The 23602-nt window shown below is 73.4% G+C and carries 24 protein-coding genes and 1 pseudogene; 12 read left to right on the forward strand and 13 right to left on the reverse strand.

What is annotated here, in order from left to right:
• Nucleotides 1-15 precede the first annotated feature (15 nt).
• Together VG276_05555 and VG276_05560 are read right to left on the reverse strand one after the other, a co-directional pair.
• Nucleotides 16-684 carry a response regulator transcription factor gene (locus tag VG276_05555; protein ID HEV8648869.1) on the reverse strand — a complete coding sequence of 223 codons (669 nt, stop codon included), beginning with the start codon at nucleotides 682-684 and terminating at the stop codon, nucleotides 16-18.
• The gene (locus VG276_05560; protein HEV8648870.1) at nucleotides 681-1874 is read right to left on the reverse strand and encodes a sensor histidine kinase; all 1194 of its coding nucleotides are present in this window, start codon (nucleotides 1872-1874) and stop codon (nucleotides 681-683) included. Before VG276_05560 ends, VG276_05555 begins: the two co-directional genes overlap by 4 nt.
• Nucleotides 1875-2105: 231 nt before the next feature.
• Between VG276_05560 and VG276_05565 the strand changes: the two genes are divergently transcribed.
• Nucleotides 2106-2642, forward strand: a complete 537-nt coding sequence (locus VG276_05565) for a hypothetical protein (protein ID HEV8648871.1) — start codon at nucleotides 2106-2108, stop codon at nucleotides 2640-2642.
• Nucleotides 2643-2783: 141 nt separating this feature from the next.
• On the opposite strand, the gene VG276_05570 is transcribed toward VG276_05565, so the two are convergent.
• Both VG276_05570 and VG276_05575 read right to left on the reverse strand, forming a co-directional pair.
• Nucleotides 2784-3986 (reverse strand): MFS transporter, encoded by a 1203-nt coding sequence (locus VG276_05570; protein ID HEV8648872.1) that lies wholly within the window; start codon nucleotides 3984-3986, stop codon nucleotides 2784-2786.
• Between the two features lie 187 nt (nucleotides 3987-4173).
• Complete coding sequence (locus VG276_05575) at nucleotides 4174-5502, reverse strand: GNAT family N-acetyltransferase (protein ID HEV8648873.1); 1329 nt, start codon at nucleotides 5500-5502, stop codon at nucleotides 4174-4176.
• Between the two features lie 262 nt (nucleotides 5503-5764).
• Between VG276_05575 and VG276_05580 the strand changes: the two genes are divergently transcribed.
• Nucleotides 5765-6703: a hypothetical protein gene (locus tag VG276_05580; protein ID HEV8648874.1), complete on the forward strand. Its 939-nt coding sequence runs from the start codon at nucleotides 5765-5767 to the stop codon at nucleotides 6701-6703.
• On the opposite strand, the pseudogene VG276_05585 reads toward VG276_05580, so the two are convergent.
• Nucleotides 6700-7745: pseudogene (locus VG276_05585) on the reverse strand (glucose 1-dehydrogenase). The gene VG276_05580 and the pseudogene VG276_05585 sit on opposite strands and share 4 nt — an antisense overlap.
• A gap of 160 nt (nucleotides 7746-7905) precedes the next feature.
• On the reverse strand, nucleotides 7906-8628 hold the full coding sequence (locus VG276_05590) for an HAD family hydrolase (GenBank protein HEV8648875.1): 723 nt from the start codon (nucleotides 8626-8628) through the stop codon (nucleotides 7906-7908).
• Between the two features lie 347 nt (nucleotides 8629-8975).
• On the opposite strand from VG276_05590, the gene speB reads away from it, so the two are divergent.
• The 5 genes from speB (at nucleotide 8976) to fabF (ending at nucleotide 13984) form a co-directional block, all read left to right on the forward strand.
• A complete protein-coding gene (speB, locus tag VG276_05595) occupies nucleotides 8976-10007 on the forward strand; it encodes an agmatinase (GenBank protein ID HEV8648876.1) in 1032 nt (343 codons plus the stop codon).
• 285 nt (nucleotides 10008-10292) lie between these two features.
• Nucleotides 10293-10856 carry a CGNR zinc finger domain-containing protein gene (locus VG276_05600; GenBank protein HEV8648877.1) on the forward strand — a complete coding sequence of 188 codons (564 nt, stop codon included), beginning with the start codon at nucleotides 10293-10295 and terminating at the stop codon, nucleotides 10854-10856.
• 50 nt (nucleotides 10857-10906) lie between these two features.
• On the forward strand, nucleotides 10907-12355 hold the full coding sequence (locus VG276_05605) for a gluconokinase (GenBank protein HEV8648878.1): 1449 nt from the start codon (nucleotides 10907-10909) through the stop codon (nucleotides 12353-12355).
• Between the two features lie 46 nt (nucleotides 12356-12401).
• Nucleotides 12402-12626, forward strand: a complete 225-nt coding sequence (locus tag VG276_05610; protein ID HEV8648879.1) for a hypothetical protein — start codon at nucleotides 12402-12404, stop codon at nucleotides 12624-12626.
• A gap of 125 nt (nucleotides 12627-12751) precedes the next feature.
• Complete coding sequence (gene fabF, locus VG276_05615) at nucleotides 12752-13984, forward strand: beta-ketoacyl-ACP synthase II (GenBank protein HEV8648880.1); 1233 nt, start codon at nucleotides 12752-12754, stop codon at nucleotides 13982-13984.
• Here the strand turns inward: fabF and VG276_05620 are convergent.
• Genes VG276_05620 through VG276_05630 form a run of 3 tightly spaced genes read right to left on the reverse strand, consistent with a single transcriptional unit; the run spans nucleotide 13974 to nucleotide 16053 of the window.
• Entirely contained in the window at nucleotides 13974-14759 is a 786-nt protein-coding gene (locus VG276_05620) for an arginine deiminase family protein (GenBank protein HEV8648881.1), read from the reverse strand. The genes fabF and VG276_05620 overlap by 11 nt on opposite strands.
• Before the next feature lie 14 nt (nucleotides 14760-14773).
• A complete protein-coding gene (gene rpiA / locus VG276_05625) occupies nucleotides 14774-15484 on the reverse strand; it encodes a ribose-5-phosphate isomerase RpiA (GenBank protein ID HEV8648882.1) in 711 nt (236 codons plus the stop codon).
• Nucleotides 15484-16053, reverse strand: a complete 570-nt coding sequence (locus tag VG276_05630) for a histidine phosphatase family protein (GenBank protein HEV8648883.1) — start codon at nucleotides 16051-16053, stop codon at nucleotides 15484-15486. Before VG276_05630 ends, rpiA begins: the two co-directional genes overlap by 1 nt.
• 243 nt (nucleotides 16054-16296) lie before the next feature.
• Between VG276_05630 and VG276_05635 the strand changes: the two genes are divergently transcribed.
• On the forward strand, nucleotides 16297-17922 hold the full coding sequence (locus tag VG276_05635) for a long-chain fatty acid--CoA ligase (protein ID HEV8648884.1): 1626 nt from the start codon (nucleotides 16297-16299) through the stop codon (nucleotides 17920-17922).
• A 6-nt stretch (nucleotides 17923-17928) separates the two neighbouring features.
• Here the strand turns inward: VG276_05635 and VG276_05640 are convergent, their stop codons facing one another.
• Nucleotides 17929-18732, reverse strand: a complete 804-nt coding sequence (locus tag VG276_05640) for an SDR family NAD(P)-dependent oxidoreductase (protein HEV8648885.1) — start codon at nucleotides 18730-18732, stop codon at nucleotides 17929-17931.
• Nucleotides 18733-18912: 180 nt separating this feature from the next.
• Between VG276_05640 and VG276_05645 the strand changes: the two genes are divergently transcribed.
• Genes VG276_05645 through VG276_05655 form a run of 3 tightly spaced genes read left to right on the forward strand, consistent with a single transcriptional unit; the run spans nucleotide 18913 to nucleotide 20805 of the window.
• Nucleotides 18913-19776, forward strand: coding sequence for a hypothetical protein (locus tag VG276_05645; GenBank protein ID HEV8648886.1), 864 nt, complete (start codon nucleotides 18913-18915; stop codon nucleotides 19774-19776).
• A gap of 31 nt (nucleotides 19777-19807) precedes the next feature.
• Nucleotides 19808-20239 carry a phage holin family protein gene (locus tag VG276_05650; protein ID HEV8648887.1) on the forward strand — a complete coding sequence of 144 codons (432 nt, stop codon included), beginning with the start codon at nucleotides 19808-19810 and terminating at the stop codon, nucleotides 20237-20239.
• 17 nt (nucleotides 20240-20256) lie between these two features.
• Nucleotides 20257-20805 carry a hypothetical protein gene (locus tag VG276_05655; GenBank protein HEV8648888.1) on the forward strand — a complete coding sequence of 183 codons (549 nt, stop codon included), beginning with the start codon at nucleotides 20257-20259 and terminating at the stop codon, nucleotides 20803-20805.
• 145 nt (nucleotides 20806-20950) lie between these two features.
• Here VG276_05655 and VG276_05660 read toward each other — a convergent pair whose 3' ends face one another.
• Together VG276_05660 and VG276_05665 are read right to left on the reverse strand one after the other, a co-directional pair.
• A complete protein-coding gene (locus VG276_05660; GenBank protein ID HEV8648889.1) occupies nucleotides 20951-22108 on the reverse strand; it encodes a 6-phosphofructokinase in 1158 nt (385 codons plus the stop codon).
• Between the two features lie 172 nt (nucleotides 22109-22280).
• Nucleotides 22281-22499 (reverse strand): hypothetical protein, encoded by a 219-nt coding sequence (locus VG276_05665; protein ID HEV8648890.1) that lies wholly within the window; start codon nucleotides 22497-22499, stop codon nucleotides 22281-22283.
• A 209-nt stretch (nucleotides 22500-22708) separates the two neighbouring features.
• Between VG276_05665 and VG276_05670 the strand changes: the two genes are divergently transcribed.
• A complete protein-coding gene (locus VG276_05670; protein ID HEV8648891.1) occupies nucleotides 22709-23158 on the forward strand; it encodes a hypothetical protein in 450 nt (149 codons plus the stop codon).
• Nucleotides 23159-23210: 52 nt separating this feature from the next.
• Here VG276_05670 and VG276_05675 read toward each other — a convergent pair.
• The coding region (locus VG276_05675; GenBank protein ID HEV8648892.1) for a glycosyltransferase at nucleotides 23211-23602 on the reverse strand (392 nt) is incomplete at its 5' end.

Consider the following 23602-nt stretch of genomic DNA (forward strand, 5'->3'; position numbering starts at 1 on the left):
AGCCCCGGCCGAGGCTCAGGCCGAGCCGGGCGCCACCAGGCCGGACTCGTAGGCGAGCATCACGAGCTGGGCCCGGTCCCTGGCCTGGAGTTTGGTCATGATCCGGCTCACGTGGGTCTTGGCGGTCGCTGCGCTGACCACCAGGCGCTCGGCGACCTCGGCGTTGGACAGGCCGCGGGCCACCAGCGCGAGCACCTCCCGCTCCCGCTCGGTGAGCGGGTCGAGTGCCGCCGGGCCCAGCCGCCCGGGCTCGGGCCGTTGCGCGAACTCCTCGATGAGCCGGCGCGTCACCCGCGGTGCCAGCAAGGCGTCGCCGGCGGCCACCACCCGGATCGCGGCGAACAGCTCTTCGGGCCGGGTGTCCTTGAGCAGGAACCCGCTGGCGCCCGCCCGCAGCGCGGCGTAGACATACTCGTCGAGCTCGAAGGTGGTGAGGATCAGGATCCGGACGCCGCTGGTCTCCTGGGCACTCGTGATCTGCCTGGTCGCCTCGATGCCGTCAAGCCCGGGCATGCGCACGTCCATGAGGAGCACGTCGGGCCGCTCCCGACGCGCCAGCTCGACCGCCTCGGCTCCGTCGGCGGCCTCCCCGACCAGCTCCAGGTCGGCGGCGAACCCGACCATGGTGTGCAGCCCGGCCAGCACCAGCGGCTGGTCGTCGGCGACCCCGACCCTGATCGTCACGGCCCCGTCCCCCGGAACGGCAGGCGCGCCGCGACCCGGTACCCGCCGCCGGCTCTGGGGCCCGCCTCGAGGTCCCCGCCGTGGACGGCCGCCCGCTCCCGCATGCCGATGGTGCCGAGCCCGGTCCGGCCGGACCCGGTGGCGACGGGCGCGGCGCCGAGGCCGTCGTCGGTGACCTCGAGCGCGACCTCCCCGTCGCCGTAGCGGACCACGACCGTCGCCTTGGCTGGTCCGGCGTGCTTCATCACGTTGGTCAGGGCCTCCTGCACGATGCGGTAGGCGGACAGGTCGACCCCGGCGGGCACGCCGGACCGCGTCCCCTCGACCCGGACCTCCACGGCCACGCCCGACTCGACGACCTGGGCGACGAGCGGGTCGAGGTCGGCCAGGCCCGGCACGGGGGCCAGGCCGCCGCCGCTGTCGTCCTCCTGCCGCAGCACCTCGAGGAGCTGGCGCATCTCCTGCAGCGCGGCCCGGCTGGTGTCCTCGATAGCCTCGAGCGCCCGGCGCGCCTCGTCCGGTTGGGTGTCGATCACCAGGCGGCCGGTGCCCGACTGCACGGCGATCACGCTCATGCTGTGGGCCACCACGTCGTGCAGCTCCCGGGCGATGCGCAGGCGCTCGGCGGCCACGGCCCGGCTGGCGAGCTCCTCCCGGGCCCGCTCGAGCTGCACCGCGCGCTCCTCGGCGGCGGCCACGGCGGCCTGCCGGCGGCGGCTGCTGTCGCCCAGCAGCCACACCACCCCGAGCACGACCGCGAGCGTCACGAGGGTGGCGGCGTCGCCGAACAGCCCGGGCCGGAGCAGCTCGACGAGGATCGCACCGGCCTCCACGGCGGCCGCCCCCGCGAGCGAGACGCGCCGGTCGCAGCGGGAGGCAACGGTGTAGACGGACACCAGGATGGTCGGGCCGAGCGCAAGCAGAAGGAAACCGAGCGCCACCACCCCGGCGGCGGTGATCAGGCCGACAAGCAGCACCGCCAGCGGGAAGCGGCGCCGGAGCGCAAGCGGGAGGGTGTGGAGCAGGACCAGGACGTACAGGGCGACCGCCGCCGCCTTCGGGACGGGCCTGGCCGCCAGGGGGGCGGCCAGCGAGAGGCCGAGGCCCGCGGCGGCCAGGGCCAGCGCGGCGTCGAACGCAGGCGGCTTCAGGGCGCGGAGCCGCGCGCGGCCCGCCCCACGCTCGCTCATTCGACGCCCCTCCTCTCGCGTAACATCCCCGGTGCCCGCCGGGCTCACGGGCCGACAGTAACCGGCCAGGTGGTGCCGGCGCACCACCCGACCGGCCGGTGCCCGCGCACCCACCCAGCCGGCCGGTGCCCGCGCACCCACCGGGGAACCAAGCGGCGGGAGACGGGAAGCAGGGCGACCCGAGGGGAGTTCTCCCGACAAGGTCCCGATCAACCCGAAGGAGAGGCCCAGATGCGCAGGACACGTGTTGGCGGCGTCGCCACGCTGGCGGCGCTCATGCTGCTCCTGGCCGCCTGCGGCGGCACGTCCAAGGAGCCGACCAGCCAGGGCCAGGGCGGCCAGCCGGCGGCCACCGCGGCCCCGTCCGCCACCGCGACCGGGCTCAAGCTGGCCCAGTCCAAGCTCGGCCAGGTCCTGACCGACGACAAGGGCCGCACCCTGTACGCGTTCACGCCCGACAAGGACGGCAAGAGCACCTGCTACGGCACCTGCGCCCAGACCTGGCTGCCGCTGGTCGCCCAGGCCAGCCCGGTGGGGGGTGGCGGCGTCTCCGCCTCCCTGCTCAGCACGACCGACCGTACCGACGGCAGCAAGCAGACGACCTACAAGAGCTGGCCGCTCTACTACTACTCGGGCGACCAGCAGCCGGGCGACGTCAACGGCCAGGGCGTGGGCGACAAGTGGTTCGTGGTGGGCGCCGACGGCACCCTGGTGAAGAAGGCGGGCAGCAGCGGCGGCGGCTACGGCAGCAGCGGCTACAAGGGCTGACCCGGCTGCCTGAAAGCACGCGAGGCCCGCGGGCGGGTGGCGCACCGGTCCGGGCTCCGGGCGCGCCACCCGCCCGCATCCCTTGGAGCCCTACTGCAACCGGCGGTACGGTCCCGACAGGCGGTACGGTCCCGGCCGGGGTCAGGCGACTCCGGCCCGGGACCGTCGCCGCTCCAGACCGCCGGCGGCCAGCGCGACCGCAGCGACCAGGACCAGCGCGGGGACCACGGCCAGTGCGGCCCGGATGCCGCCGGCGTCGGCCAGCCGGCCGATCCCGAGCGGGCCGGCCAGGGCGGCGAGGGAGCCGGCGACCGCGAAGCGGGCGCTGGCCAGCCCGGACCGGTCGGGCACGACCGCCATGCCCACCGCCAGCGACAGCGGGTAGAGGTTGGCCACGCCGAGCCCGGCCACGAGCAGTCCGGCCACAGCCGGCACCGGCCCGCCGGCGGTCCAGAACACGGCCACGCCGGCAGCGGTGGCGCCGAGCGCGACCCAGAGCAGCCGCCGGGGCGGATGCCAGCGCGCGACCACGCTGCCCGCGGCCCGGCCGGCCGTCATGGCAACGTAGTACACGCTCATGACCGCGACCGCGGTGCCGGTCGGGAGCCCGACGACGTCGTGCAGGAAGGGAGCGCCCCAGAACCCGATGCACCACTCCACGGCAACGCCACAGGCCAGGACCGCGCAGACGAGCCAGAACGCGGCGGGCAACATCTCCCGGGCCGCGCGCCCCCCGGGCTGGTCGGCCTCGCCGCCGATGGCCGGGACGGGGCGACCGTCGGGGATGGGGACGTGGCGGCCGGCGAGCCAGAGCGCCGCGCCGGCCAGGGCGGCGGCGACCAGGGCGGCCCGCCAGCCGGGCCCGGCCGCCACCGCGCCCGCGACCGAGAGCGGGGCGAGGGTGTAGACGAGGCTGGTCAGGGTGTTGGACTCGCCGAAGGCGACCGCCCGCCGCTCGCCGTGGTGGTCAGCCAGGGCGGCCTCGACCACGACCAGGATCAGCGTGGCGAACACCCCCATGGCCAGGGTGGCGGCCAGCGTGGCGGCCACCTGCCGCCCCAGCGTGAGCGCGACCGCGCCCGCCGCCGCCCCCAGGACCCCGGTCCAGAGCATGCGGCGGCGTCCGAGGCGGCGCTCGACCCGCCCGGCCAGGAAGCCGGTGACCAGCGCGCCGGCTGGGAACGCGACCAGGTACAGGCCGGCCGTGGTGTAGTCGAGGCGCAGCTCCTCGCGGAGGTAGGGCATGACCGGGCCGGGGCTGACCTCGAAGTAGGCGAACAGGCAGAGCGCGCCGTAGGCGAGCCAGGTGACCCGGTCGCGGTGGAACCGGCCGGGCGGGGTCATGCCGCGGGCGGGTGGGTGGGCACGGCTCCCCCGCCGCGGGTCAGAGCGGTGCCGCCGCGGGTCAGAGCGGTGCCGCCGCGGGTCAGAACGTTGCCGCCGCGGGTCAGAACGTTGCCGCCGCGGGTCAGAACGGTGCCGCCGCGGGTCAGAACGTGCCCGCCGCAGGTCAGAGCGTGCCAGCCGCAGGTCAGAAGGTGGTCGTGCACCAGGGGGCCGGGTCGGTGGCGAGCATCGCGTCGGCTCGGGCGAGCGCGCCCGGCACCTGCTCGAGCACCCGGCCGGCCTGGGCCAGCGACCCGAGCCGGATGCCCCCGAGGTAGGCCGCGCCCAGGTCGGCGACGTCGCAGACCAGGTCGGGCTCACGGCCGGTGGGGCGGCACTCGGCGCCGTCCGGCCCGCCCTCGAGCAGGAACCGCCCGTCGTTGGCGGGCCGCAGGCGGTCGGCGACCTGGAACACGACCGAGCCGGGCACGGCGTAGCGGCGGGCAGCGAGCGCGGCGGGCAGGTCGAGCAGGCGCACCCAGAGCCCGTCGGTCATCTCGGTGACCCTGAGCCGGCGGGGGTCGGCGAGCAGCCAGCGCAGCGGCTCGTCGACCGGGCGCCGTTCGAACTGCACCGTGCCGACCAGGTCGAGGTCCAGGCAGTACCGGTAGAGCCCGGCGGCCGCCTCGTTGGTCAGGGCGAACAGCTCGCCCACCCGGGCGGTACCCGTCGCGAAGCCGTTGGCCCAGCTCGACTCGACCCGGTAGGTGGCGTACCCGTCGGCGTGGCCAGGCTCCGACTCGTACACCACGTCGAGGCGGCCGGTCGTGCCGGGGCGGCGCATCCACTCGGGGTCGCGCAACTCGACCTCCCACCGCGCCGGGCTGCGGCTCAGCTCCCCCGGCTGGACGCGGCGCCAGCGGTCGTACACCTCGGGGAGCAGCCGCTGGGCCTCCTCGCCCTCCACCAGGCGCGTCCGGCCGCCCGGAGCCGGCACCCGGTCGAAGGCGGCCCGGCGCGGGTCGACGTTGTACCAGGCCTGCAAGGTGGCCAGGCCATAGCCGAACCGGCCGTAGATGAGCGACTCCGACGCGAACAGGACCGACACCGGTTCACCCCGGGACTCGACGTCCTCGAAGTGACGCAGCATGATCGCCCGCAGGATCCCCCGGCGCCGGTGCGTCGGCAGCACAGCGATCGCGGTGAGGCCGCCGACCGGGACCGTGGCGGGCCCGCTTGAAGCAGGCAGGGCCGGCTCGCCTGAAGCGCGCGGAGCGAGCTCGCCTGAAGCACGCGAGGCCCGCTCGTCTGAAGCACGCGAGGCCGGTCCGGGCAAGGTCAGCTCCATCGAGTAGGCCCCGCCGGTGCCGACGATGCGGCCGGCGTCGAACGCGGCGATGCTGCGGTCCAGCTCGAACGTTTTCATCTCGTCGTCGGCCTGCTCGTCAGGGAAGGTCTCGCCGAACGCGGCTGAAAGCACGCGTACGTACGCCTTCATCTCGTCGGCGGCGATCGACCGGATCTCGATGTCCATGGCACGGTTGTACCCCGTCCCGGCCCGGATTCGCAGCTTGTTATTCGGCTGCCGGCCGGGCTGCTGGCAGGGCTCGACCACCTGGCCGGGCCGGCTGGCGTTTGGACCGGCCGTCGGCTCCCCCAGGGTCACGAATCAGCGCCGAGCACTACTGAGCTGCGGACCCAAACGAGCACTACTGAGCTGCGGACCCAACGAGAAGGCTCGTATCGCCTGGCGCTGCGGACGTAGCATGTCGCCAGAGCCTTGCGGGGGAGCTGGCATGGCACGACGGTTGCGCGTGGGCCCAGCGAGCGGCCCGAAGGCGCTCGGCGTGGTGGCCGCTGCTCTCTTGGTCGTCGCCCTGGTCCTCACGGGTCGCTGGCTGAACGGCGGCAGCAGCGGACGTCGCCCGCCTCCCCATCCGGCACGGACTGCCGCCGCCAGCACCCAGGCGCCTTACCGGGCCGGCGCCAGCGTCACCTGCCCGCTGCTGTGGCCGGTGCTGGCCATGGCCAACCACACCAGTTACCCGCCTGGTCATCCCGCCAAGCCCCCACCGGCTGCGGACGCGGTCACCTGCTACCAGACCACCGCCCAGGCAGCCAGCGCCGGCTATGCCCCGGCGCCGCTGCCGGCCGACGCGCTGGAGATCGGCGGCGTCTACCTGACCCAGACCAGCCGGGGGTTCCGGGCCCGCTGCCACCAGGTCGCCGACCGGCTCGGCTTCGCGGTTCCCTGCCCGGGGCTGCTGCCCACGGCGCCGCCCGGCTCGCCGCCGCCGCGGCTGTGCGACCAGCCGCCCAGCTGCCGGCGCGGGCAGGTGCTGCGATTCCTACAGGGCGCGTTCGTGGTCCCACCCGGCTACGTCGGCGCCCCGGGAGGCTACAGCGCCCTTTCGATCGTCGCGACGCCGACCCGTGACGCGACCGGTGGGCTTGCCCTCCAGTGCCAGGACGAGCGCCGGATCGCCACGCCAACCGTGCACCGGACCCGGGGGGTGCTGGCGGCCTGCTCCGACGACCCGCAACGGTCGGCCTTTGGCGGCAGTGTGCTGCTGCGCTGGTCCCAGCAGGGCACGGTCGTGGTGGTCAGTGTGCTGGACTGGAGCGACGCCAGCCGCTGGAGCGACGCCAGCCGCTGGAGCGACGTCAACCAGCGGCTGGCCGTCGCGTTGGCCGACCACCTGCGCCTTGTTCCACCCAGTAACTCGGGACACTAGGCACTGAACTCGATGACCACCTTGACGTCGTCGGGTCGGCGTTCCAGCGCCTCGGGGAACCGCTCGACCGGGACCCGGCGGGTGATGAGCCGCTCGAGCCACCCCGGGTCCGCCTCGCCGAGGGCCTTGGCGCCGGCCTCGTAGTGGCGGCGGTTGGCGTTCACCGTCCCGACGATCACGTTGTTCTCGAGCACCAGCTCGCGGTTGAGGGCGCCGGCATCCACGCTCAGGATCCGACCGGCTGCCGACAGCCCGGTGAGACAGACGATGCCGTCCGGGGCGAGTGCGGTCATCACGTCGAAGACGAGCTGGCCGGCGCCGGTGCACTCGATCACGACGTCCGGGTCCCGGCAGGCGTCGGCCACCGGCCCGGTGTGGTAGGTGGCGCCTAGGTCGGCGACCAGGCCGGGCTTCGGGCCCCCGGTGGCCCGGTCGAGCACGTGCACCTCAAGGCCCCGCTGCACGCCGAGCAGCGCAGCGAGCAGCCCGATCGGACCGGCGCCGGTCACCAGCACCCGCTCGGGCGTCCAGTACGCCCGCGAGCCGATACGCTGGACCTGCTCCCAGGCCTTGGCCAGCACGCTGGCCGGCTCGAGGAGCACGCCGACCCGCTCCATCCCGGGATCGAGCCGGACCGCGAACTCGGGCTCGACCCGGTACCGGTCGGAGCCGAAGCCGTCCAGCTCCTTGATGCCCCGCTCGGTGTACCTGCCGTTGCGGCACATGTCCCACTCGCCCACCGCGCAGCTCGGGCAGGGCACCGGGTCGGGGCGGCGCACGATGCCGACGACCAGGTCCCCGGCATCCAGCGCGCTGCCCGGGGAGCCTCGGCGACCCGGCCGATGGACTCGTGGCCGAGCACGAGCCGCTCCCGGCCCGGGGGAGGCCAGCCGTACTCGCCCGCGACCAGCGCCAGGTCGGTGCTGCAGACCCCGATGGCCAAGGTGTCGACCAGCACGGGCCCGTAGGCCAGGGACGGCTCCTCGACCTCGTCGAGCCGGACGCTGCCCGCCTGGCCAGGCACGATCGTGATCGCCCGCATGCCCCTCCCTCCTCTCCGCCGGCTCGGCGACCCCGGCATCGGCCAGGTCCGTGTCCCCCGGCATTTCCACGCCGGCGCTGCCCGCAACCGTCGGGCGGCCCGGCTTTCCGGCGTTCCACGCCGGCGCTCGCTGTAGCCGGTCGGGCAGCCGGCTTGCAGCTCAATGCGGCCCGGCGGCTCCGGCGAGCACGGCGCGCAGCACGGCTCCGGTGTCGCGCAGGTCGGGCAGGACCACGTCGGCGCCGGCGGCGTGCAGGTCCCGGGCGTCGAACGGGCCGGTCGCGACGGCCACCACGCGGGCGCCGCTCTGGCGGCCGGCGGCGACGTCGAGCGGGGTGTCGCCCACGAGCACGGTCGTGGACGGATCGAAGGCCACGCCGTACTTCGCCCTCGCCTTGCGCCGGGCCACCTCCACCAGGCTCGGCCGGTGGCGACCGTCGGACCCGAACCCCCCGACCTCGAAGTCGACGTAGGCGTCCAGCCCGAACGCGGCCAGCTTCACGGCCGCGTTCGGCTCGATGTTGCCGGTCAGCAACGACTGGACGACCCCGGGCTCCCGGCCCAGGGCGGCCAGGGCCGCCTCGGCGCCCGGCAGGGCGTGCCCATGCTCGGCGAGCCAGCGCGAGCGGGCCCCCATGGCCGCCGCGAGCGCGCTGGTGAACGCGGGCAGGTGCGCCTCGCCGTCGGCGACGTCGTGGACGGCGAGGAACTCAAGCGCGATCTCGTGGTCGGTTCGGCCAGCCATCGCCACCATGTGCCCGCCGATCCCGGCCGGGTCGCGGCCCATCACGGCCCGGAACGCCTGGGCGAAGACCTCCTGGCCGACCCCGGCGGCCGACACCAGGGTCCCGTCGATGTCCCACAGGACCAGCCGCCGCCGCATGCCAACCTCCCTCCACGGGTGGTGGATGTCGCCGGCAGTGTAGTTACTCGGAGTGCTCTGTCCATGTGCGGGGAGCTCGCTCCCCGCACTGCGATGATGTGGCTGGTGGTCGTGGGGAGAGTCTGACCCTCTGCGATGATGTGGCTGGTGGTCGTGGGGAGAGTCTGACCCTCCGCCAGGAGCGCCTGTGCCATGGACGTGACGAGTGGCGGACTCACCACCAGGAGCCTGTGCCGTGGTCCAGACGATCGACGGACTCACCATCAGGAGCGCCTGTGCTGTGTGTCCAGACGATCAGCGGATTCACCACTGCCACGGCGGGAAGGTTGCCGTGAGAGGAGGTATGCATGGGCAGGCCTGAGCGCGACCTTCCGCCGGGGCTGCGGCGGCAGCTCGAGTCCGAGAGCTACCAGGGGCTCGCGACGTTCGCCGGGCGCCCACCGCTGACCGAGCCGGAGCAGCTCGCCGCCTGGGCGCCGGACGTGGCCGTGGTGGGCGCCCCCTGGGACGGCTCCACCACCCACCGCCCGGGCGCCCGCTTCGGGCCCCGCGCGCTCCGCGCCCAGGCCCACCACCCGGCCGGCTTCCATCTCGACCTCGGGCTGGAGATCTTCGAGCACCTCGCGGTGGTCGACTACGGCGACGCCATCTGCAGCCACGGCATGTGGGAGCCGTCGCGGGCCGCCATCCACGAGCGGGTCGGCGAGGTCGCGAGCCGGGGCGTGGTGCCCGTGGTCATCGGCGGCGACCACTCCATCACCTGGCCGGCCGCGACCGCCGTGGCCGACCACCACGGCTTCGGCAAGGTTGGCGTGGTGCACTTCGACGCGCACGCCGACACCGCCGACTCGATCGACGGGAACCTGGCGAGCCACGGCACGCCCATGCGCCGCCTGATCGAGTCCGGCGCCGTCCTCGGCCGCAACTTCGTGCAGGTGGGACTGCGGGGGTACTGGCCGCCGGCCGACGTGTTCGGCTGGATGCGCGAGCAGGGGATGCGCTGGCACCTCATGCAGGAGATCTGGGAGCGGGGCGCAGCGGCGGTCCTCGAGGACGCCATCGCCGAGGCGCTCGAGGGCACCGACGCGCTCTACCTCTCGGTCGACATCGACGTGCTCGACCCGGGCTTCGCGCCCGGCACGGGCACTCCGGAGCCGGGGGGGATGAACCCGGCCGACCTGCTTCGCGCCGTGCGGGAGATCGCCATGCGGACGAACCTGGTCGCCATGGACGTGGTCGAGGTGGCGCCCCCGTACGACTGGGCCGACCTGACCGTCAACAACGCCCACCGTGTCGTGCTCGAGGTCCTGGCCGGGCTCGCCTGGAAGCGGCTCCCACCCGGCGGGCGAGCCGGACCGCCCCGCCCGGCCCCGTCCTGACCGGCCGTCTCAGCGGGCGCCGGCGAGCTGGCCGGCGAGGCCCAGGCCAGGTCACTGGCCGCATCCACCCCTCAGGTCGCAGCGGTCACGCGACATCCCTGCTCAGCTCCTTCGTGGCCGGCGCCGTCTGCCGGCATCCTCGGGCACCGGCCACCTTACGCCTTCGTCACTGTCTAAACAAAGTTGATAGTGACTAGATTGTCGTTCTCCGGAAGGAGGACTCGTGTGATTACCGTTCATGTGGATAAACTGGTGATGACATGCCCTACAAGGACCTGGTTCGCCATGGCAGAGAACAAGGAAGCACCCGGCGCGCTCGTGCTGGTGCAGCAGTTCGTGAACACCTATGACGTCGAGGGCGACGCCGACCAGGTCGGCGACCCCGAGCGGCTGCGCGCCTGGCTGGCCGGGCACGGGCTGCTCGGCCCGGAGGAGCGCCTCGGCGCCGCCGACCACCAGCGGGCGGTCGAGGTGCGGGAGGCGCTGCGGGCGGTCCTCCTGGCCAACGCCGGCGCCCCCCTCGACGGAGGCTCGTTGGAGACGCTGAACCGCGCGTCGAGGAACTCCCGGCTGCTGGTCCGTTTCGACCCCCAGGGGCGGACCACGCTGGAGCCGGACCCGGTCGGCGTGGAGGGTGCCATCGGCCGCATCCTCGCCGCCGTGCACACCTCCATGGCCGACGGCACCTGGCCTCGCTTCAAGGCATGCCTGAACGACGAGTGCCAATGGGCCTACTACGACCACTCCAAGAACCGCTCGGGTCGCTGGTGCGCCATGGACGACTGCGGCAACGCGATGAAGGCGCGCAGCTACCGGCGCCGCAAGCGGGCCGCCAGCGGACGCGGCTAGGACCGGCCGTCAGGGGGAAGAACCCCGAGGCGCTCGCCGGGGAGGTGGAGGTGGCTGCAGGACAGGTGCTCGCCCTCGACCTCGGCACGTCGTCGGTCAGGGCGCTGGTGTTCGACGCCGAGGGCAAGGCGGTCCCCGGCCTGCTCGCGCGGCGCAAGACGCACCTTGCCATCGACGACGACGGCAAGGCCGAGCTGGACCCCGACGAGGTGGTCAACGCCGTCGGGGAGTGCCTGGACGAGCTGGCCGCCAGCGGCCGCCTCGACCCGGTCCAGGACATGGCCATCTCATGCGCCTGGCACTCGGTGATCGCCGCCGACGCCGACGGCCGGCCCCGCACCGGCGCCCTGACCTGGGCCGACACGCGCGCCGCGGAGCTGGTGCCCTCCCTGCGGGAGCGCGTGGACCCCGAGCGCTTGCTGGCCAGGACCGGGGCGCTGCCCCACACCACCTTCTGGACCGTCAAGGTGCCCTGGCTGGCCCGCACCTTGACCCCGCCCCCAGCCCGCTACCTCGGGCTCTCCGAGCATGTGACCGCCCGCCTGCTCGGTGAGCCCGGCGCCTCGATCTCCATGGCGTCGGGCACCGGGCTCCTCGACCTCGAGACGATGGACTGGAACGACGAGGCCCTCGACCTCGCCGGGGTCGGTCGTGGGGCCCTGCCCGAGGTGCTCCCGCAGAGCTGGACCGGGCGGCTGGCGCCGGAGGGTGCGCGGCGCTGGCCGGCGCTGGCCGAGGCCAGCTGGCACCCCGTCATCGGCGACGGGGCCGCGTCCAACGTGGGCGCCGGGTGCGTCACCCCCGAGCATGCCAACATCAACGTCGGCACCTCGGCCGCGATCCGGGTCGTCCACGACGATCCGGGGGCGCCGCTCCGCCGCGCGCTGTGGCGCTACCGGGTCGACGACCGCCGGCTGGTGACCGGCGCCGCCTACTCCGGCGCCGGCAACCTCTGGGCCTGGTCCAAGGAGGTGCTCCGGCTGCCCGCCGACGACGAGATGGAGGCCGCCCTCAGCTCGGTCCCGCCCGGTGCCCGGGGCGTCAGCGTCATGCCCTACCACGCCGGGGCGCGCGCGCCGCTCGACCTGCTGACCGGGTCGGGGGCGATCCTCGGCCTGTCGCTGGTCACCACCGCGGTCGAGATCGTCGCGGCCACCCTCGAGGCGGTCTGCTTCCGCCTCGCCGTCGGCCTCGAGGCCCTGGAGGCGGTGCTGCCCGAGCCGCCCAAGGTGGTCGCCTCCGGCGGCGCCATCGTGGCCTCACCCTGGTGGCAGCAGACCATGGCCAACGCGCTCGACCGGCCCGTGCTCGTCACCGACGAGCCGGAGGCGTCGGCGCGCGGCGCCGCCCTGGTCGCCCTGGGCAAGGTGACCAGCCCGGAGACCGACCGCGTCGTCGAGCCCCAGCCCGAGGCGGTCGAGGCCGAGCGGCAGGCCCGCACCCGGCACGAGAATTTCGCCACCCGCCTGGGGTATGCCTGGGGCCCGGGGTATCCGTAGGATCTGCATGCATCCCAACCGAACGAAGCAGCGAAGGGAGTCCGCCGTGCGCAACGACCCGCTCGACGACTTCGTGGACGAGCCCGACGAGTCCGAGCTGCAGGAGCTGGCTGACCAGCTTCCCGAGGACCTGGACCCGCACGAGATGGCCGACACCATCGAGGACGAGCTTGTCGCCGAGGAAGGCGAGGAGCTCGGCCTCGACCCAGACCTGGCCGTGTTCGCCGCCCGCGACGAGCTCGAAGAGGAGGGCGAGGAGTTCCTGGGTTGATCGACGGCCGAACCTGGCCGTCGGAATGGAATGGTCGCGCCGCAGGCGCTCCAAGCCGTCAGGGTGCGCCCGCCTGGGGTGAAGCCCGCCTGGGGTGAAGCCCACCTGCTAGGCTTGGCGCAGCCATGGAACGCGTCTTCATCACCGGTATCGGCACCGTCAACCCGCTGGGGCTCGACGCCCCGTCCACGTGGGAGGCGATGCTCGAGGGGCGGAGCGGCATCGACACGATCGCCGCGTTCGACCCGTCCCCGTTCCCCGTGCGGATCGCCGGGGAGGTGCGCGGCTTCGACCCCGAGCGGGCCGCGTCCCGCAAGGACGCCCGCCGCATGGACCGCAGCGTGCTGTTCGCCCTCGCCGCCGCCGCCGAGGCCGCGGCCGACGCCGGGCACGAGGTCACCGACCCCGGGCGGACCGGTGTGGTGGTCGGCTCGGCCATCGGCGGGATCGGCATCATCGAGGAGCAGCAGCGCGTCCTGACCGAGAAGGGGCCTGGCCGGGTCTCGCCCACGTTCCTCCCCAACTGCCTGGTGGACACCGCCACCAGCTACATCGCGACCAAGCTGGGCGCCATCGGGCCCAACTTCGCGGTGGTGTCGGCCTGCGCGACCGGGTCGCACGCGATCGGCGAGGCGGCCGACCTCATCAAGCGCGGGCGGGCCGACGTGTTCCTGGCTGGCGGCACCGAGGCGTGCATCACCCCGCTCGTGCTGGCCGGCTTCTGCCAGATGCAGGCCCTGGCCGCGCGCAACGACGAGCCGCAGGCGGCCTCCCGGCCCTACGACCGGGGTCGCTCCGGCTTCGTGATCGCCGAGGGCGCCGCCGTGGTCGTGCTCGAGTCCGAGTCGCGGGCGCGGGCCCGGGGCGCCAAGGTCTACGCCGAGGTGCTCGGCTACGGCGCCTCCAACGACGCCTACCACGTCGCCACCCCGCACCCGGAGAGCCGCGGCGTGATCCACATGTTCACCGACGCGCTGGAGGCAGCCGCGGTCCGGCCCGACCAGGTCGGCTACCTCAACACCCACGGCACCGGCACCCCGCTCGGCGACCCGGCCGAGACCCAGGCCATCAAGCAGGCGTTCGGCGAGCATGCCCACCAGATGGCGATCTCGTCCACGAAATCGATGACCGGGCACCTGTTCGGCGCCGCCGGCGCCCTGGAGGCGATCGCGGCCGCGCTCGCCCTGCGCGACCAGGTGGTCCCACCCACCATCAACCTCGACGACCCCGATCCGGCCTGCGACCTCGACTACGTCCCCTTGAAGGCCCGCGAGGCCAGCTTCGACGTTGCCGTGTCGAACTCGATGGGCCTCGGCGGCCATAACGGCGCCGTCGTCCTCGGCCGCGTCAGGTCGTAGACCCACAAGCCAGCAGCGACAGGCACGTCGGTCCGCCGTCGGCCTTGGTGAACTCCGACAGGTCCACCTCGATGACGTCGAGGCCGAGGGCGGCGACGGCGGTGGCCGTCCGCGGGCAACCGGCCGCCATGACCACCGACTTGCCGACCGCGACGACGTTGCACGCTGGCGCCTCCTCGGGAGGCACAGGGACCTTGGTCTCCACAGCGCCGAACGCGGGCTGATCGAACAGCTCCGGGCTGCCCACGACCATGTCGCTGCGCAGCGCGGTCAGGCCGGACTGCAGGTGGAGCGTGCCGGCCGGAAGCTCGGCGGTTGCGATCCGGAGTCCACGAGGGGCGGCGAAGGCGGCCAACTGGTCGATCCCGGCCTGGTTGGTCCGCCGGGATCGACCCACGACCAGTGTGTCCCCGAGCGCGAGGACGTCTCCACCGTCCATCGTGGCGGGCGGTGTCATCCGATCGATCCAGCCCACCAGCCGAGCGAGGGCGCCGGCGAGCCGCTCCGGCTCCGCCGCCCGCGACGGCGCTCCCGGCCGGGTGAGCAGCGCGTCCCCGCCGGCCACGACCGCGCAGTCGTCCACGAAGCAGGCGTCGGGCAGCTCGTCGTCGGGGGGGAGCTGGACCAGGTCCAGGCCGGCGCGGCGGAGCGCCTCCCGGTAGGCGGCGTGCTGCTCGGCGGCTCGGGCCTGGTCGATCGTGGCCCGGTCGGGATGCTCGGACAGCGCGCGGGCGAACGACGCGCCGGGCGGCCGCACAATGGCGACGCGTCGCATGGGCTCGCCCGAGGTCACGGCGGCGGCCCGCCCCGGAGGCGGGTGAGGACCTCGACGGTGCCGTCGGGGTTGCCGAGGAGGACCTCGTCGGCGTGGTCGAGGAACAGGCCGTGCTCGACCACGCCGAGGGTGGCCTTGACCGCGGCGGCCAGCGCGTGCGGGTCGACCTCGGGCACCTGGCAGTCGAGCAGGTAGTGGCCCTCGTCGGTGATCACGGGGGCGCCGCCGGGGCCGAGCCGGAGGGCGACCGCGGGGACCAGGTCGAGCAGGCGGCGCCGGGTCGTCGGCCAGGCGAACTGGACCACCTCGACCGGGAGCGGCCGGGTCGCGCCGAGCCGCCCGACGAGCTTGTGCGCCTCGGCCAGGATCGTGACCCGGCGGGCGGCGGCGAGCACCAGCTTCTCGCGCAGCAGGGCGCCGCCACCGCCCTTGACGAGCCCGAGGCCCGGGCCGACCTCGTCGGCGCCGTCGAAGGCGTGGTCGAGGGTGACCTCGTCGTCCAGGCTGATCATCTCCAGGCCGGCCGCCCGGGCCCTGACCTCGGTGGCCGAGGAGGCGGCCACCGCGCGGAGCGGGGGCCGCCCCGGCCACCGGACCGCGAGCGCCTGAACCAGGCCGAACACGGCCCGGCCGGAGCCGAGTCCGAGGGTCATGCCCGGCTCGATCCGCTCCATGGCGGCGGCGACCACAGCCGCCCGGGAGGGATCGCGGAGCACGCCCGCCATCACCGGCCGCCCTGGTCGTTCCAGCCCAGGATGGCCGGCCAGTCGTGCTCGCGGCCGAGCACGGACACGCTGGCCGTGCCCAGGAACAGGTGGCGCGCGGCGTCGAGCGGGAGGCCGAGGTAGCAGGCGCTGAGGATGCGGATGAGGTGGCCGTGGCTGAACAGCAGCACGTCCTCGTCGGCGTCGGTGGACGCGGCGAGCAGCGGGCGGACCCGCTCGGCGACCGCCTCGACCGTCTCCCCGCCCGGGCAGCCGTCCCGGAACAGGTCCCAGCCGGGCCGCATGGCCCGGATCTCCGGGGTGGTCAGCCCCTCGTACTCGCCGTAGTCGAATTCCAGCAAGGCGTCACTCGGCTCCGCCCGCTGGCCGAACCCGGCCAGCCTGGCGGTGTCCATGGCCCGGCGGAGCGGGCTCGAGAAGACCCGGTCGAAGTTCTCGCCGGCCAGGCGGACGCCGAGCTCACGGGCCTCGTCCTCGCCAGCCGGGTTGAGCGGCACGTCGGTCCGGCCGGTGTGCCGCCGGGCCCGCGACCAGTCGGTCTGGCCATGCCTGACCAGGTAGAGCCGCACGCCTCCTCCTTCCTGAGCACGCCAGGCGTCGGGCCGGCGCCCCTCGCCGGCACGCTACCGCACGGCGGAACCAAGATGTTCGCGAGCACGGCCCTCAAACCAGGGTGGTGACCCGCGGGAACCCGTCAACCCGGGATGGTGGCCTGCGGGAAGCCGTCCCTCTACCGCAGACCCCCGCCACCTCGTAGCATCTCGGGAAGCCGGCACGGCGGCCGGCAGCCCAGCTCGAGGAGGTCCGGCCCGATGATGGACTACCCACTCACCCTCCGGAGCATCTACGAGCGAGCCCGGACGCTGTTCCCGGAGAAGCAGATCGTGAGCAGGCGTGCCGGCGGCGCGATCGCCCGCACCACCTACGGCGACTGGGCCGACCGGGTGGCCAGGGTGGCCGGCGCGCTCCGCGAGCTCGGGGTGGGCAGCGGCGACCGGGTCGGGACCTTCTGCTGGAACCACGACCGCCACCTCGAGATGTACTTCGGGGCGGCGCTGCTCGGCGGCAGCTACCACACCCTCAACATCCGCCTCGGGCCCGACCAGCTCGCCTACATCGTCAACCACGCGCGGGACAAGGTGCTGGTGGTCGACTCGACGCTCGCTCCGGCCCTGGTGCCCGTCCTCGGCGAGCTCTCGAGCGTCGAGCACGTGGTCGTGGCCCCCGACGGCCCGGGGGCCGAGCTCTCGTTCGGCTCCGTCCACGACTACGAGGCACTGGTCGAGGCGGCCGCCCCGGTCACCGACTGGCCACGGCTCGACGAGGAGACCACGGCCGGCATCTGCTACACCTCGGCCACCACCGGCAACCCCAAGGGGGTGGCGTACTCCCACCGGGCGCTGTTCCTGCACACGCTGATGATCGGCACGGTCGACACGGCCGCGATCAGCGAGCGGGACGTGCTGCTGCCGATCGTGCCGATGTTCCACGTCAACGCCTGGGGGATGCCGTTCGCGGCCACCTGGTTCGGAGCCACCCAGGTCTACGGCGGCCCGGCCCCGACCCCGGCCGACTACCTCAAGCTCATCCGCGAGGAGGGCGTGACGGTCTCAGCCGGCGTGCCCACCGTCTGGCTCGGCGTGCTCCAGATCCTCGAGAAGGAGGGCGGCGACCTTGGCCCGCTCGAGCGGATCCTCTGCGGCGGGAGCGCCGCGCCGGTGTCGATGATCCGCGCCTACGAGGAGCGGTACGGGGTGCAGTTCATCCACGCCTACGGCATGACCGAGGCGAGCCCGGTGACCCACTTCTCCAGGCTCAAGTCCAGCCTGGCCGACCTGCCGGTGGAGGCCCGCTACTCCTACAAGGCCAAGCAGGGGATGCTGGTGCCAGGGCTCGAACAGCGCATCGTCGACGGCGAGGGCAACCCCGTGCCGGCCGACGGCAAGTCCATGGGCGAGCTGCTGCTGCGCGGCGCCTGGATCGCCGGCGAGTACCTGGACGACGAGCGCTCCGCGCAGACCTTCGTCAACGGCTGGTACCACACTGGCGACGTGGCCACCCTGGACGGCGAGGGCTACCTGCACCTCATGGACCGGACCAAGGACCTGGTGAAGTCGGGCGGCGAGTGGATCTCGAGCGTCGAGCTCGAGAACGCGCTCATGGGGCACCCGGACGTGGCCGAGGCGGCGGTGATCGCGGTCCCGGACGAGAAGTGGGCCGAGCGTCCGCTCGCGGTGGTGGTGCGCAAGCCCGACCGGGAGGTCAGCGAGGCGGAGCTGGTCGCCTCGATCGCCGACAAGTTCCCCAAGTGGTGGCTGCCCGACCGGGTCGAGTTCGTCGACGACATCCCGAAGACCGCGACCGGGAAGTTCTCCAAGCGCACCTTGCGCGAGCGCTTCGTGGGCGGCCTGGTCCCCGAGGAGTCCGACGAGCGCTGACCGCCGTCACTTCGGGGGCATGCGCAGGGCGCCGTCCAGCCTGATCACCTCGCCGTTGACGTACGGGTTCTCGGCGATCTGGCAGGCGAGCAGGGCGTACTCGGCGGGCTGGCCGAGCCGGGCGGGGAAGGGCACCCCGGCACCGAGGCTCTCGCGGACCTGCTCGGGGAGCTGGCCGAGCAGGGGGGTGTCGAAGATCCCAGGCGCGATCGTGCAGACCCGCACGCCGACCCGGGCGAGGTCGCGGGCGGCCGGCAAGGTCAGGGCGACCACACCGCCCTTGGACGCGGCGTAGGCGGTCTGGCCGATCTGGCCGTCGAACGCGGCCACCGACGCGGTCATCACCACGACGCCGCGCTGGCCGTCGGCGTCGGGCTCGTTGCGGGCCATCGCGGCTGCCGCAAGCCGCAGCGCGTTGTAGGTGCCGACCAGGTTGACGCTGATCACGGTCTGGAAGGGCTGCAGGGCGGCCGCGCCCTCGCGCCCGACGACCCGCTCGGCCCAGCCGATGCCGGCGCAGAGCACGGCCACCCGCAACCCCCCGAACGCCTCGGCCGCACCCTCGACCGCGGCGCCGAGCTGCGCCTCGTCGGTCACGTCGGCGGCGAACGAGCGCGCCTGGCCGCCGAGCTCGGCGGCCAGCCCGGCGGCCCGTTCGCCGTCCCGGTCGACCACGGCCACCCGGGCGCCCCGGGCGGCCAGAGCCCGGGCGGTGGCCGCGCCGAGCCCGCTCGCGCCGCCGGTGACGAGCGCACCCGCGCCGTTCAGGTCCTTGCTCGGGTCGCTGGTTGGGGACGGCTGCTCGGACATGCGGCTCCTTCGACGGTCCGTTGACGCTCGGCTGCCGGCGGGGCCTCGCCCGCGGGTGGCCCGAGCCTACCGCGCCCAGCAGGACGAGGTTCCGGCTCGCTCCAGAGAAGAGGTTTTTGGCCCCGTCCAGGAGATAGGCACGGTTGGCGGACAGAAGCCACGAACGAAGGGAGGTCAGCGATGACCCAGTACGACTACGCCACCGATCCGACCGGTGCGCGCGCCGGCGACGGCGGGTCCACCGCGGACCAGGTGAAAGACCAGGTCAAGGAGAAGGCACAGGTCGCCCAGGACAAGGCCAGGGCCGCCACCGGGCAGGCCCGGAGCCGGCTCCGCGACCAGGTGGACCAGCGGTCGACGCAGGCCGGACAGCGCGCCACCGGGACGGCGCAGGACGTCCGCAGCATCGCCGAGGAGCTCCGCCGGCAGGGCAAGGACACCCCGGCCAGGCTGGCCGAGCGGGCCGCCGACCGGGCCGAGCACGTCGGGCGGTACCTCCAGAGCGCCGACGCCGACCGCCTGCTGGCCGACGTCGAGGACTTCGCCCGCAAGCGGCCCTGGGCCGTGGTGGCCGGGGGTCTCGCGCTCGGGTTCGCGGCGTCCCGCCTCCTGAAGGCGTCGAGCAGCCAGCGCTACCGGTCGTCCCAGCACGGCGGCCGCGGCCGGTCATGGTTCGACGACGCCGACTACGACCGGGGCGGGACCGGCTACGACCAGAGGGGGACCGGCTACGACCAGGCCGGCTACGCCGGCGAGACCTACATCGGCGCCGCCTCCACCGCGGGCACGGCTCCCGTCACCGACCCGGCCTATACGGGCACCGCCTCCACCACCGACCCGGCCTACACGGGCTCGGACTACGCGACCACCCGGGCCTACCCCGAGCCCGTGAGCGAGCCGCTGGGGGCCGAGGCACCGCCGGTCGTCGGCACCTACGACCCGGAGCCGACCACGACCACCCGGGCGCCGGTGGACGCCTACGACGTCCCCGACCCGGATCCGGTCGACACCCGGCGCCGCCCGAGCCCCGACCCGCTGACGTGACGCGGGACGCACCAGCGACCGGGAGGTACTGATGGCTTCGTACGAAGAGCCGCTCCCGCCGGGCGACCTGCGCGAGCGCCCGCTGCCCGAGCTGCTCAGGCAGCTCTCCCAGGAGACGACCCAGCTCCTGCGCCAGGAGATCGAGCTGGCCAAGGCCGAGGTGTCCGAGAAAGGCAAGAAGGCGGGCGTGGGCGCGGGACTGCTCGGCGGCGCCGGAGCGATCGGGCTCCTCGCCGCCGCCGCGCTGACCGCCTGCTTCATCCTCGCCCTGAGCGAGGTGCTGCACCCCGCGCTGGCCGCGCTGCTCGTGGCGGTGGTGTACGGCGCGGTCGCCGCAGTCCTCGCCCTCAGGGGCAGGAAGAAGATCAAGGAGGCCGCGCCGCCCGTGCCCGAGCGGACCGTCGAGACCGTGAAGGAGGACGTGCAGTGGGCAAAGACCCAGATGCCATCCGCCAAGAAATAGAGCAGACCAGGGCCGAGATGAGCGAGACCGTCGAGGCCATCGGCTACAAGGCCGACGTGCCCTCGCGGGCCAAGGAGGCCGTGGCCGGAAAGGTGGAGGCCGTGAAGGACAAGGTGAGCGAGACCGCGACCCGCGCCAAGGAGGCCGTGACCGGCACCGCGGACCGTGTCGGCGACAAGGTCGGCGGTACCGCCTCGCGGGTGGGCGACCGCGCGCCCGACCGGCAGCAGGCCGAGCGGGTAACCAGGCTCGGCCTCGGGCTGGCCCAGGAGAACCCGCTGGGCCTCGCCGTCGGCGCCGTCGCCCTCGGCTTCCTCGCCGGGCTGGCTCTACCCGCGAGCCGGGTGGAGGACGAGAAGATCGGCCCGCTGGCCGACCAGGTGAAGGAGAGGGTAAAGGACACCGGGCAGGAGGCCTTCGAACGCGGCAAGGAGGTCGCCCAGGAGGCGGCCCAGAGCGCGGCCCAGACCGTCAAGGAGCGCGGGCAGGAGCAAGGACAGGGCTTGGCCGAGAGCGCCAGGCAGAACGCCCAGGAGGTCCGCTCGGAGGCCCGCTCGAGCTTCTGACCCACGCCCCACGCCGACCCGCACCCCCGGCAGCTTCCTGGCCGGGGGTGCAGTCGCATGACCGTGGAGCGCGGCAACCGGGGTCAGCCGGTCGAGGTCCTCGCGTTCGACCGCCCGCAGCCGCACCTTCTCGCCGGTGAGCATGTCAGTACAGGAACATGGGCTTGCCGTCGACCTGGCGGATGAGGGGGCGGTAGCGCTTCTCGTCGTACAGGGCGTCCACGTCGACCCGCTTCACCCCCGACATCATCGTCGCGATGGGCACCGACGTGTAGGCCCCCCGCTGCAGCGAGACCATGCTGCCGGCGGCGTCCTGGTCGATCAGGTTGAGGGCCATGTTGGCGAAGTTGACCGCGACCATCAGGTCCAGCGCGTCGGGCGCGCCCGACCGCATCAGGTAGCCGACCTGCTGGTAGACGATGTCCTCGCCGGTCAGCCGCTTGAGCACGCCCCCGGTGGCCAGACCGATGCCACCGAGCTTGCGGTGCCCGTAGGCGTCGGCCTCGCCGCGCTCGTGGAGCTGGCCGTCGAGCATGGTGGCGCCCTCGCTCACGGTCACCATCGCGTAGTTCGACGGGTTGGCCGCCTTGTCCTCGAGCAGGTAGCGGGCGAGCAGCTCGGGGTCGAAGGGCACCTCGGAGATGATGGCCCGGTCCACCCCGGCCAGGTAGGCCGACAGCAGCGAGGTCTCCCCGCAGTTGCGCCCGAACAGCTCCACCACCGCGATGCGCTCGTGGGAGCCGGTCGAGGTCCGCAGCTGATGGATGAACTGCACGCTGCGGGTGACCGCGGTCGAGAAGCCGATGCAGTAGTCGGTCCCGTAGACGTCGTTGTCCATCGTCTTGGGCACCGCCACCACCCGCATGCCCTCGCTGGAGAGGCGCTCGGCATACGACAGGGTGTCGTCCCCGCCGATCGCCACCAGCCAGTCGAGCCCGAGCCGTTCGATCACGGCCAGGCAGTGGGGGGTGAAGTCGAACGGCCCGTCGGACTCGCCCTGGCCCTGGCCCTTCAGGAACTCGGGCACGTCGCCGGGCTTGACCTTGCCCGGGTTGGTGCGGCTGGTGTGCAGGAAGGTCCCGCCGGTGCGGTCGATGGTGCGAACGTCCTTCTTGCCAAGGGGTCGGACGCACTCCTCCTGCGGCTCGCCGGCGTTGAGGTCGTAGTCGAGCAGTCCGGCCCAGCCACGACGGATGCCGAGGACCTCGTAGCCGCGGTCGATGGCCCCGTAGACCAGTGTCTTGATGCAGGGGTTCAGGCCGGGAACGTCACCCCCGCCGGTGAGCACGCCGATGCGCGTCATAAAGGCAGCCTCCAGGAAGGAAGGACGGAGCAACTGTTCAGAGGTCAGGGCCACGCTGGCCGTGCGGTTCCCTCGCGTTGGGCGCCAGCGGCCGCTGGCGCCCAACGCGAGGATGACATGGTACTGGCCGTCGCAGGCGGGCAGTACCGTTTGCTGGTATGAGCCGGGCTCCCTAGGCCAGCTCAGCGGTGATGCGGTAGACGTGGAGCGTGCCAGTGGGACCGTAGATGATGTAGTCGCTGGCGGATCGCTCGACGCAGGTCGTGCCGGCGATCATCTCGAAGTCTTTCAGACGGGCAACGGCGTCACGCCGGGCGGAGTCTCTTGCGCGGGCCATCTCCTCCAGGTCGGGACGCTCGTGGTTGTAGCGGGCGACGCCGGAGAAATTCACGACCGCACCCCCCCCAGGGTGCGGTCACGGGGCGGACTGGTGGCTGAGCTGGTCACGTCTGGGGACACAGGACCTCCGGTGGTTCATTGGGCCGGTGAACACTATCGAGTTATGGAATCCCCGTCACTTTCGCCCGAAGCCAACCATTGCGTCCTAACCGGTCGTGCACTATTTGAGCCTTCCGCCAACTGGACGATAGCGTCACCGGCATGTACGAAGACCGCTGGCCTCGACCCGGGCCCGGGATGGTCGCCGTGTTCGCGCTCATCGGGCTGATTGGCGGTATCCTGGTTGGCCTGTTCAATCCCTCTGGAGTGCAGCGACCGGATCAGAACGTCAGCGATCGGACCAGCGGGGCGCCGTCGAGCACGGTCGCCCCGCTGCCTGACAATTTCTTCACGGTGATCCTGGCGAGCATCGGCACCTCTGAGGGCCGGTCGGCGGCGGAGGCGCGTGCCGACGCCTATCGCAACTCGGGCGTCAAGAACGTGGGCGTGCTCGACTCCTCGGGCTACAACTCGCTCGCCGCCGACTACTGGGTCGTCTACAGCGGCGTGTTCTCGACCTGGCAGGAGGCACTCGACCACCGCGACAAGCTCCGCGGGACCCACCCCGATCTCGCCAACTGCTACGCCAAGCGGGTCACGGACCGATCCTGAGCCGGGCGCGCCTGGGCTGGCACCTGAGCCTCGTGAGCCGCCGCGGGCGCCGCTACTCCGGGACGAGCTCGCGGTAGAGCGCGGCGGTCTGCGCCGCGATCGCGTCCCAGCCGAACTCCTCCACCGCCCGGCGGCGGCCGGCCCTGCCGAACCGCTCGGCCAGAGACGGGTCGGCCAGCAGCCGGTTGACGCGGAGGGCGATGTCGTGGGCGAAGCCCCGCGGGTCGAGCGGCGCCCCTGACCCGTCGCCAGAGAACGGCACCAGCAGTCCGGTGACGCCGTCGGCGACGACCTCGGGGATGCCGCCGACCGCGGAGGCGACCACCGCGGTCTCGCAGGCCATCGCCTCCAGGTTGACTATGCCGAGTGGCTCGTACACCGAGGGGCAGACGAACACGGTCGCGTGGGTGAGCAGCTGCACCAGGTCGACCCGGGGCAGCATCT

The organism is Actinomycetes bacterium, assembly GCA_036000965.1.
In the GTDB taxonomy this organism is placed as follows: Bacteria; Actinomycetota; CALGFH01; order CALGFH01; family CALGFH01; genus DASYUT01.